The sequence below is a fragment of the Kribbella albertanoniae genome, assembly GCF_004348455.1.
GTDB classification, from domain to species: Bacteria; Actinomycetota; Actinomycetes; order Propionibacteriales; family Kribbellaceae; genus Kribbella; species Kribbella albertanoniae.
In genome coordinates this window covers 1-10,036 of the sequence record NZ_SMKA01000323.1, presented here as the reverse complement: position 1 = coordinate 10,036, position 10,036 = coordinate 1, and the positions used below count along the sequence as shown (strand labels likewise).

8 protein-coding genes and 1 pseudogene are annotated in these 10,036 nt (G+C 67.7%); 3 read left to right on the top strand and 6 right to left on the bottom strand.

Annotation, left to right across the window (positions count from 1 at the left end; all coding sequences use genetic code 11):
• Nucleotides 1-957: LacI family DNA-binding transcriptional regulator (locus E1261_RS39665; RefSeq protein ID WP_132414908.1), on the bottom strand; the 957-nt coding region annotated here is incomplete at its 3' end.
• 156 nt (nt 958-1,113) lie between these two features.
• Between E1261_RS39665 and E1261_RS39660 the strand changes: the two genes are divergently transcribed.
• From E1261_RS39660 to E1261_RS39650, 3 genes are read left to right on the top strand one after another with little or no spacing between them, the layout of a single operon-like run.
• Entirely contained in the window at nt 1,114-2,205 is a 1,092-nt protein-coding gene (locus E1261_RS39660; protein WP_132414907.1) for a hypothetical protein, read from the top strand.
• Nucleotides 2,202-3,152: a D-2-hydroxyacid dehydrogenase gene (locus tag E1261_RS39655; RefSeq protein ID WP_132414906.1), complete on the top strand. Its 951-nt coding sequence runs from the start codon at nt 2,202-2,204 to the stop codon at nt 3,150-3,152. Before E1261_RS39660 ends, E1261_RS39655 begins: the two co-directional genes overlap by 4 nt.
• Nucleotides 3,153-3,183: 31 nt before the next feature.
• Nucleotides 3,184-3,933, top strand: coding sequence for a polysaccharide lyase family 7 protein (locus E1261_RS39650; RefSeq protein WP_132414905.1), 750 nt, complete (start codon nt 3,184-3,186; stop codon nt 3,931-3,933).
• Nucleotides 3,934-3,937: 4 nt separating this feature from the next.
• On the opposite strand, the gene E1261_RS39645 is transcribed toward E1261_RS39650, so the two are convergent.
• The 5 genes and pseudogenes from E1261_RS39645 to E1261_RS39625 all read right to left on the bottom strand — a co-directional run.
• Nucleotides 3,938-5,092, bottom strand: a complete 1,155-nt coding sequence (locus tag E1261_RS39645; protein WP_132414904.1) for a VWA domain-containing protein — start codon at nt 5,090-5,092, stop codon at nt 3,938-3,940.
• On the bottom strand, nt 5,092-7,269 hold the full coding sequence (locus E1261_RS39640) for a DUF5682 family protein (RefSeq protein WP_132414903.1): 2,178 nt from the start codon (nt 7,267-7,269) through the stop codon (nt 5,092-5,094). Before E1261_RS39640 ends, E1261_RS39645 begins: the two co-directional genes overlap by 1 nt.
• Entirely contained in the window at nt 7,266-8,345 is a 1,080-nt protein-coding gene (locus E1261_RS39635; protein ID WP_132414902.1) for an ATP-binding protein, read from the bottom strand. Before E1261_RS39635 ends, E1261_RS39640 begins: the two co-directional genes overlap by 4 nt.
• Nucleotides 8,342-9,724 (bottom strand): DUF5691 domain-containing protein, encoded by a 1,383-nt coding sequence (locus E1261_RS39630; protein WP_238176726.1) that lies wholly within the window; start codon nt 9,722-9,724, stop codon nt 8,342-8,344. Before E1261_RS39630 ends, E1261_RS39635 begins: the two co-directional genes overlap by 4 nt.
• A 17-nt stretch (nt 9,725-9,741) precedes the next feature.
• Nucleotides 9,742-10,036 (bottom strand): annotated as a pseudogene (locus E1261_RS39625) (SWIM zinc finger family protein); the annotation flags it as partial.

The following is a 10,036-nucleotide window of genomic DNA, read 5'->3' as shown; positions in this document are numbered from 1 at the left end:
GAGGTGGGGGTTGGTGTCGGGGGTGCCTGTCATGAGGTGTTCGAGGAGGGTGGCGGCTTGGCGGCCTAGTTGGTCTCGGGGCATGGCGACGGTGGTGAGGGTGGCCTGGCCGGTCCAGTCGAGGGAGAGGTTGTCGAAGCCGATGAGCGAGAGGTCGGTTGGTACGTCGATGCCGAGTTCGCGCAGGCGAGACAGAGCGCCCTGGGCGACCAGGTCGTTGTAGGTGACGACTGCGGTGGCGGGGGTCTGGCGGATCCGGTCGGCGGTGGCGTACCCGTCGGCGGCGGTGGCGCCGCAGGGGATCACGGTCAGGCGGAGGCCGAAGGCGGCTGCGGCTTCCAGGGCGCGGATGCGTTCGCCGTTCGCCCAGGAGGCTTCGGGGCCGCTGAGGTAGGCGACCTCGCGGTGGCCGAGTTGGGCGAGATGTCCGCAGATGAGCGTCGTACCGCCGTAGAAGTCGACCGAGATCGACGGTACGGCGAGGCCGGGGACGATGCGGTTGACGAGAACCATCGGATGCCCGCGGTCGGCCAGGGCGACGAGCTGCTCGCGGGGCATCCGGGGTGAGCAGAGCAGGAGGCCGTCGCAGCTGCGGAGGAGGTCGGCGACAAGCTCGGGTTCGACGGCCGGGTCTTCCTCGGACTCCATGATCATCACCCGGTGGCCGTTCGCGCGGGCGACGGCGCTGACGGCTTTGAGGATCTCCGGGAAGTACGGGTTGGCGAGGTCCGGGACGAGTACGCCGATCGTGCCCCAGCGCCCCTTGGCCAGTCCTTGCGCGGCTGCGTTCGGCCGGTAGCCGAGGGTGCGGACGGCCGCTTGGACGCGGTCGGCGAGGGCGGCGTCGACCTTGGCCGTCCCGTTCAGCACCCGGGAGACGGTGGCCGGCGAGACGCCGGCGGCCGCACCGACATCGGTGATCGTCACTCGCTGGGTGTTGGCCCGCAACCGTCTCACCTCCCTGAAAGCCCTTCCTCAGGATCGATCATCCACAAGGTCATGCACAACCTGTGGATATGAAACCGCTTTCTCAGCCCTTGCCGCGACCGACCCGCCGGATCTACTCTGGGCGGACCTGATCTTGGCAAGCGCTTACCCACAGGAGTGAGGCTCGTGAGTCACGGCGTATTCGCGTACACCTGGGACCTGGTCGGCGACCCGGAGGCCGCGGCCCGGATCGCCGGGCTCGGCGCCGGCACCGTGACCCTGCAGGCGGCGTACCACTCGGTCCGCGGGATCACCCCGTGGCACCCGGCCCACCGCGTCGTCCACGCCGAACACGCAGCGGCCTACTTCCCGCTCTGCGAAGACCGCTGGCCCGGCCTCCGTCCACTCGCGCCCAGCTGGGGTGTGGATAACCCCGACCGCTTCGGTACGGCGGCCGCCGCGCTCACCGCCGCCGGTATGGCGGTCGAGGCGTGGCTGGTGCTCACCCACTCGTCGGCGGTCGGTTCGGCCCACCCGGATGTGACCGTGCGGAACGCGTACGGCGAGCGCTACCCCTACGCGCTGTGTCCGTCGCACCAGGCGGTCCGCGACTATGCGCTGACGATCGTGAGCGAGGTCTGCTCCCAGTACGACGTCGATCTGATGCTCGAAGCTTGCGGCTGGCTCGGCTTCGACCACGGCAGCCACCACGAGAAGACCGAAGGCGCTGAGCTCTCGGCCACCGCACGCCGCCTACTCTCGCTCTGCTTCTGCCCAGCCTGCCGTACGGCGATCGGCCCCGAAGCCGACCGCCTAGCCCGCGCAGTCCGGTCAGCTGTGGACAGCGAACTCCAAGGATCGGGTCCCGCCGAACTGGTCGACGCGGCCGCCTTGCTCGCTCACCGGACGACGGTGATCGGTGAGTTGGTGAGCGAGGCGAAGTCCCTGGCCAGCCATCGCCGACTGTTGCTGATGGCAACCGACGACCCGTGGGTGACCGGCCCCGACGTCGGCGTGGACTTCCAGACAGTCACGCCAGACGCCTTCGTCCTCAAATGCTGGGGCGACACCCAAGCAGCCGTCCGCCAGTTGAAGGCCGCAGCCGAACGAACCACCATCCCCCTGATCGCCAACGTGACCGCACTCGACACCGAATGGAACGGCGTCACGGAGTTACTCCAAGCCGGCGCAAGCGGAGTCAGGTACTACCACGCAGGCCTCGCATCCAAAGCCCGCCTCGACCGCATCCGCACCGCAGTAGCCGAGGCGTCAGCATGAGTACGACGCTCGTCATCCTTCCACCGCAAGATCCGGAGACTGCGGACTGGCCGAGCCGATTGGAAGCGGCTGTGCCGGGCATCCGGGTGCTGCGACCCGACGGTGACGCGTTAGACGCAATCGCGGTGGCGGATGCGGCGTACGGCGTACTGCCTGAGGAGCTGTTGAGGCGGGCGGAGCGGTTGAGGTGGTTGCAGGCTCCGCAGGCTGGGCCTGCACCGGAGTTCTACTACCCTGCGCTGGTTGAGCATTCGGTGTGTGTGACGAATATGCGGGACACGTACACCGATCACGTGGCTGCGCACACGTTGGCGTTGGTGCTTGCGATGGCTCGGGGATTGCCTCGGTACATCCGAGATCAGCAAACCGCCGAATGGGCGCCGGACTGGGATCCGGGTTCGGTACTGGCGCTTGGTGAGGCGTCGGCGCTTGTTGTCGGGGCGGGCGCGGTGGGTGCGGAGGTTGGTCGGCTGTTGAGCGTGTTCGGGGTAGCGGTCACCGGAGTTGATGCGCGGATCACCCAAGCGCCAAGGGGGTTTGTGGCGATGCATCCGGTGGACAAGCTGGACGAACTGCTCCCGGACGCCGACATTGTCGTGCTGACAGTGCCACACACGCCGGCGACCGAGGGGATGATCGACGCCGAGCGGCTCCGGCGGTTCAAGCCGACTGCGCTGTTCGTGAACGTCGGACGTGGCCCGACGGTCCGGCTCGACGATCTTGTGGAGATCCGGCTCGGCGGGATCGCGCTCGATGTGTTCGAGACCGAGCCGCTTCCACCGGCCCACCCGTTGTGGTCACGGCCCGACGTACTGATCACGCCGCATGTGGCCGGTGCTGGGCCGCATGCCGCCGAACGACGCTTCGCCGTACTGCTGGAGAACACCCGTCGGTTCCTCGCTGGGGACCCGTTGATCAACCAGGTCGACAAAGCCCAGCGGTTCTGATGATTGTCCCACCGCCCCGAAGGAGAACAGCATGTTCGTCCGAGCACTCCTCGCCACCACACTGCTGGCGGCGTCGGCCGCCGTACCCACCGCCACTGCTGCGACCACCGCCTGTTCCACGCCTGGTGACGTGCTGAACCTGGCCAACTGGAAGCTGCAACTGCCGGTCGACGACCCGAACCAGTCGGGCACGCAGGTGCTGGAGATCAGCCAGCCAAGACTTGCCGGCTACGAACTGAACCCGTGGTTCATCGACCAGCCGAACTGCAATGGCGTCCGCTTCCGCAACGCGGTGAACGGCGTCACGACCCCGAACACCACCTACGCCCGCTCCGAGCTCCGCGAGATGCGCAACGGCTCGGGCGCATCCTGGTCCTCGACTTCCGGCGTCCATACGATGATCATCGACCAGGCCATCACGCACCGCCCGAACACCAAGCCGCAGGTCGTCGCCGGCCAGATCCACAACGGCAACGACATGGCGACCTTCCGCCTCGACGGCTCCAGCCTGTACGTCACGGACGAGAACAACACGCGCTACAAGCTTGTCGACGGCAACTACACGCTGGGGAAGCGATTCCAGGCCAAGTTCGTGGTCAGCAACGGCTCGATCAAGGCGTACTACAACAACATGCTGCAGGCAACGATCCCGAAATCGTTCACCGGCGGCTACTTCAAGGCCGGCGTCTACACCCAGGCCAACTGCACGAACTCCTCACCCTGCGAGACCAGCAACTACGGCGAAACCATCGTCTACAACCTCACCGTTACTCACAGCTGACGCCTCACTGGGCCTCGATCAGGTTGGTCGAGGCCCAGCTGGTGATGTCGTCGCGACGGATCGCGGCGGCCATCAGGTCTGGAAAGCGGTCCGGCGTACAAGCAAAGGTCGGTACGCCGAGCTCCACGAGCGCGGCCGCGTTCTCGGCGTCGTACGACGGGGTGCCGGAATCGGCCAGCGCCAGCAGCGCGATCACCTGCACACCTGCTTCGACCAAACCACGGGCCCGCCGCAACAATTCCTCCCGGACTCCACCTTCGTAGAGATCGGAGATCAGCACGAGAACGGTCTCCGACGGTTTGGTGACCAACTGCTCGCAGTACGCGAGCGCCCGGTTGATATCCGTCCCGCCACCCAACTGAGTCCCGAACAGTACGTCGACCGGGTCGTCCAGCTGATCGGTCAGATCGACCACCGCGGTGTCGAACACCACGAGACTCGTCTTCAACGTCCGGATCGACCCGAGCACCGCCCCGAACAACGCGGCGTACACGACCGACTCAGCCATCGACCCCGACTGATCAATAGCCAGTACGACGTCCCGCTGCACGCTGTGATTCCGCCGCGCATACCCGATGAGCCGGTCCGGGACGATCGTGCCGAGTGTGGGTGAGAAGTGTTTGAGGTTGGCCCGGATCGTCCGGTCCCAGTCGATATCGGAGTGCCGCGGCCGGCCGGTGCGCCCGGCACGGTCGAGGGCACCGGTGACCGCCGCCTTGGTGCGCTCGGCGAGTCGCGCCTCCAGCTCCGCGACCACACGGCCGACCACCTCACGAGCGGTCTGCTTGGTCTCCTCGGGCATGACCTCGTTGAGCGCCATCAGCGTGCTCACCAGATGCACATCCGGCTCAACCGCGTTCAGCAGCTCAGGCTCCATCAGCATCCGAGTGATCCCGAGGCGATCAACCGCATCCCGCTGCATCACCTGGACAACCGTGCTCGGGAAGTACTGCCGGATGTCACCCAACCAACGAGCCACCCGTGGCGCCGATGACCCCAGGCCGGCGGCCCGCTGACCACCCTGATCGCCGGGTACAGCGTCGTACAGGGCGGCGAGCGCCTTGTCGATCGACTGGTCTGCACCGGACAGCGTCGTACCGGTCTCGGGGTCGGCTTCGCTGCCAAGCACGAGTCGCCAGCGGCGTAGTCGCTCGTCCATCAAACCCCCAGCAACTGCGCGACCACTGGCAGCACGGAGGCAGCCAGCTCGGCGTCAAGGTCGTCGTCATTGGCAACCACCACACTCCCGGGATCGGCAAGCACCTTCGCTCGAGCCCCGATCGTACGCCGCTCTGGAGCCGCGAAAGTGCCAAAAGTCCTTCGCAGCAACGGCAAAACTTCGACGAACGCATCATCCGGAATCGCACCCAGCCAAGCATCGACCAACCCCAGCAGGCGCTCGTCGTGCACGAGCAGCAGACCGCCACCGGCGAGGAAGCCCTCGACAAACCCGGCCGCATCGACGGTCGGCGTACCGGGCGACAACGCACGACCCAACCTGAGCGCGATCTCGTGATCCGGAAGCCGTGACGTGTCGAGCATCAACCGCGTCAACCGCCCGCGGATCAACGGCGGCACCGAAGGCCGATCGCTGAGACCCTCCAAGGTGCGCAACCACTCAGCCCGAACCTCTTCGGCCAGCAGTGCGGTCGCATCCTGTACGCCGTCGATCAACTGCTGTACGGCGTTCGCCGCCTCCGGGTCGAGTCCGTGGACGGTGCGGCCGAGGCCTGCGCAGATCCGCGACACCATCCGGCTCGCGACCGTACCGAGCCCGGCAGTGTCGGTCCCGCGAACATCGCCGTACCGGGACGAACGAGCCAACGCGGGCAACGCCTCCATCAGGTGACCGACATCCGCATCGGCGGCCGCTCTGGTGTCGACGCCCTGCAGAAGATCGGGCAGAGCGTCGGACAGGTCGGCGAGGAGGGATTTCTCCAGCGCAGCAGTGATTTGTGCGAGCGTCGACGAATCGGCCGCGACCTTGAGCATGACCGTGGTCGCGGCGCCGACGACCGTCGTACCGTGGGCGCCCGCGGCAACGAGTTCAACCTCGAGACCGGGATCCCAGATCAGCTTCCACATCTCCCGGAAGGTGCCTTGCGCGCGTCGTTCGTCGGCCGCCGGGACACCCCAGTGCACGCCGAGAATCCGGAGGCGATGCAGGAGCCGCGACTTCAGCAGGTCGTTCGCCTTGCGCAGGTCAAGCTCGATCACGCGCTCGGTCGCGTCTCGGCGCAGTCGTAGCGACCGCGCCTGGGCCGCGAGATCGGCGGCCACCGGCGCTTGTGGAGTCTCACCTGGTACCGATCCGAGCAGCTCACCGACGACCGCTTCGCGGGTGACGAGGTTAAGGAGAACATCGTTTCCGTTGCAGAGCACTGCTCTCGTTGCTTCGGTCACCTCGCTCAGCCCGGCCAGTGGACGCTCGCGCAAAGCGGCCAAGGTATCGGCGAGCCGGACCGCCTCGATCACATGCGCGCTCGACACCGGCAGGTCCTCGGCGCGCAGCACCTGGGCCACCTTGGTCAGCCAGCGGGTGGTGATCTGGTCCGGCGCGGTGAACAGGTGGTGGTACCAACCGGGCGAGGTGATACCGGCGCCGTACCCGCTGGCCGCCGCGAGCCGACCGTGCGTCCACGGCACCCAGGTGCAAGCGACCTTCCGCTTCGGCAAGCCCTTCAGGATGCGGGCATCATGTGCGGCCGTAGGCAATGGAGCTTCCAGCGCGGGAACATGCCAGGCGCCACAAACCACGGCGATCCGCTCGAACCCCTCGCGGATCGCCTTCCGCAGTACGGTCCGCATATAGGCCTCGCGTTGCGCCTCCCTGCCGCTCGCTTCCTCGTCATGCCGCAGTTCACGCATCGCATCAGCAATCACGGTGAACGGCTCGGCGCCATCCCGCCGCGACTCGATCACGTCGTCCCACCAGCGCTCGGGATCGTCGTACCCGCCCGCGTTCGCCAGTGTCGCCAACGGATCCATCGACACACCTCGCCGACCCTCGCGACCGGACGAAGCGAACTGATGCGCCGCCGGCAGATCGCAGAACCGCACCGGTACGTCGGCCGCTAGCGCGTACTTGATCGCCTGCCATTCCGGACTGAACACCGCAAACGGCCAGAACGCCGCCCGCGTCGAATCGTCCATCGCATAAGCCAGCAAGGCGACCGGCGGTTCCATCTCCTCCGACGCCGCCAGCCCGACGACCTTGTCGGCCTCCGGCGGCCCCTCGATCAGCACAATATCCGGCCGCAACTCGTTGAGTGCAGCCGCGACCGCCCGCGCCGATCCCGGACCGTGATGCCGAATCCCGAGCAGGTGAACGGTCATCCGGAAATCTCTCGCGCGGCACGATAGAACGGCGCCCAGTCGTCGCGCTCGCGGACCACGGTCTCGAGGTATTCCGACCAGACGACGCGATCCGCGGACGGGTCTTTCACGACCGCGCCGAGGATGCCACCGGCCACGTCGGTCGGCCGCAGGACGCCGTCCCCGAAGTGCGCGGCGAGGGCGAGACCGCCGGTGACCACGCTGATCGCCTCCGCCGTTGACAACGTGCCGGATGGCGACTTGACCGCCGTGCGACCATCTTCGGTCCGGCCCGAACGCAGCTCGCGGAAGATCGTCACCACCCGGCGGATCTCGTCGAGGGCGTCATCGGCCTGCGGCAGCTCGAGCGCCGACCCGAGCTGCGCGACCCGGCGGGACACGATCTCGACCTCGTCCTCGGCATTGTCCGGCAGCGGCAGTACGACGGTGTTGAATCGGCGGCGCAGCGCGGACGAGAGCTCGTTGATGCCCTTGTCGCGATCGTTGGCCGTGGCAATGACATTGAATCCCTTACGGGCTTGGACTTCCGTCGCCAGCTCGGGGATCGGCAGCGTCTTCTCGGACAGGATCGTGATCAACGCATCCTGTACGTCGGACGGCATCCGGGTCAGCTCCTCGATCCGGGCGATCTTCGCGTCGGCCATCGCCCGCTGCACCGGACTCGGCACCAGCGCCGCCTCACTGGGGCCCTGGGCAATCAATTGCGCGTAGTTCCACCCGTAGCGGATCGCCTCCTCGGCCGTCCCCGCGGTCCCCTGCACGAGCAACGTCGAGTCCCCGCTGATCGCCGCCGCGAGATGCTCACTCACCCACGTCTTCGCCGTACCGGGGACACCGAGCAGCAACAGCGCCCGGTCGGTCGCCAACGTCGCGACCGCAACCTCGATCAGCCGGCGCGGGCCGACGTACTTGGGTGAGATCTCGGTGTCCCCGGCCTTCCCACCCAGCAAGTAGGTGACCACCGCCGCGGGCGACAACAGCCACGCCGGCGGGCGCGCCCGGTCGTCCGCCGCCGCCAGCGCGGCCAGCTCCCCGGCGTACTCGGTCTCGGCATGCGGCCGCAGTACTTCAGTCATGAGAGCTCCTCATACAGTTCACGGCGGAAGGTCAGGGTTTCGACGAGTCGGCGGCGCCAGGTGTCTTCTTCGCCGGTCGGTTCGCGGGTGATCGGATGGTCCAGTACGTCGGGCGGCGCGGCGCGGGCGGTCACGCTGGCCAGGCGGGCCCAGTCGCGCGCGGTGCCGACCTTGGCCAGCTGGTCGAGCAGCATGGTCGCGAGCGAGGCCGGCCAAGGGACGGGGAGGCCGCCGACCAGCTCGGTGATGTCGACGGTTTTGCGCAGGGACTCGACTGCGTGGGCCCACTCGTCGGACGGGAGCAGTTTGAGAAGCTCGGCGGGGCTGCGGGTGCCGGTGCTGGCGTTGGTTCGCAGAAGCTCGCGGGCCCAGTCGGCGGAGGCTTCGCGGATGGTTGCCTCGGTCAACCCGGCTTGCAGGACTTCGGGTGCGCAGCCTTCGACCGGTAGTTGCAGCCAGGCCTGGTCCATCGCCGATAAGGGGGTGACGGCAACGATCTGGCGGAACCAGTTGGCGCGCTTGCCGATTCCTTCCATCGCCTCGGAGACTAGGCCGTCGCGTTCCATTGCTGCGTTGAGTTGTCGGGGCAGGTCGACGGTGAGAACGCCTTGGCTGACGAGCAGGTGGGCGTGCAGGCGCTCGGTCATGCGGTGGCTGAGGCGGCTGCCCGACAGGCGGGTCAACAGTCCGGCGGCGACTCGCCGTACCTCTCGAGAGCGGTCGTCGAGCGCTGACTCGAGGAACTCCTCGTCGGCTGCGGACAGACCCTCTCTGAGCAGTGCGAGGAAATCGGCGCGTGTTGCTGCGGATTCGGTCGGCCAGACTTCGCTGAGCGCATCCAAGGCCGCGGCAGGATCGGTACGACGGAGGTCACGCAACCAGCTGCGTCGTTGCAGGGGATCGCCGTGGGTCCATAGTTCGGGGTTGTTGCTGTCGGCAACCGCTGCATGGAGGAAACGCCAGTCTGGGTTGAGGTCTGCTAGCCAGTGCGCGCGGCGCCCGGCGGCCGCGATCACGAGAGGCCGGTACTCCGCTCGGTTGCGCGCATGGTCGGCCAGTGCTGGCAGGTACTCCGGTGGCACGCCCCAGCCCCGCGCGTCCGCAGCCCGCAACCACTCCCCGAGCGCGGTCGTCTGAAACCCACCGAGCATCGCCGCCAACCGCCGGATCGCCACCGGCCGCGGCAACGGCCGATCCTCCCCAGGCACCGTCGGCAACGGCTCCAGCTCACTCAACGGCTGACGCCCGGCCCGCCGATAGAGCGTCGCCAACGCCGCCGCGTCCAGCAATCCCCCGTCACCAAGGCGTTCCTGAATCGCCTCCGGCAACTCCTCGAAGTGTGCGGGCCGCCGCTCAGTCCCCAACAACGCCGAACTCACCAGCCCGTCCCACCCCTTCACAGCAGCACCGGGCGGTCGGCGTGCCAGCAGGTCATAGGGCGGAAGCCGGCTCGGTTCCATTCGCCGGCGACGGTGATCGGGTCGCCGGCTGAGACGGCCAGGAGCTTCCACGGGTCTATGCCGGGGAGGAGTTCGAGGGCGTCGCCTTCGAGATCGACGAGGGCCCAACCTTCGCCGTACCGGGCTGGGCGGACGTCTTGGAGGACTAGGGGCCAGCGCTCGTTCCACGGGTCGGCGGCGACGGATTCGACGTACGACGCCAAGGCCTGGTGGGCGGTGGATCCGGAGGGG

What these genes read in the sequence shown, in the direction of transcription:
- E1261_RS39650 (WP_132414905.1), top strand. Translation starts at nt 3,184, where the DNA reads ATGTTCGTCCGAGCACTCCTCGCCACCACACTGCTGGCGGCGTCGGCC.
- E1261_RS39640 (WP_132414903.1), bottom strand. Translation starts at nt 7,269, where the DNA reads ATGACCGTTCACCTGCTCGGGATTCGGCATCACGGTCCGGGATCGGCG.
- E1261_RS39655 (WP_132414906.1), top strand. Translation starts at nt 2,202, where the DNA reads ATGAGTACGACGCTCGTCATCCTTCCACCGCAAGATCCGGAGACTGCG.
- E1261_RS39635 (WP_132414902.1), bottom strand. Translation starts at nt 8,345, where the DNA reads ATGACTGAAGTACTGCGGCCGCATGCCGAGACCGAGTACGCCGGGGAG.
- E1261_RS39645 (WP_132414904.1), bottom strand. Translation starts at nt 5,092, where the DNA reads ATGGACGAGCGACTACGCCGCTGGCGACTCGTGCTTGGCAGCGAAGCC.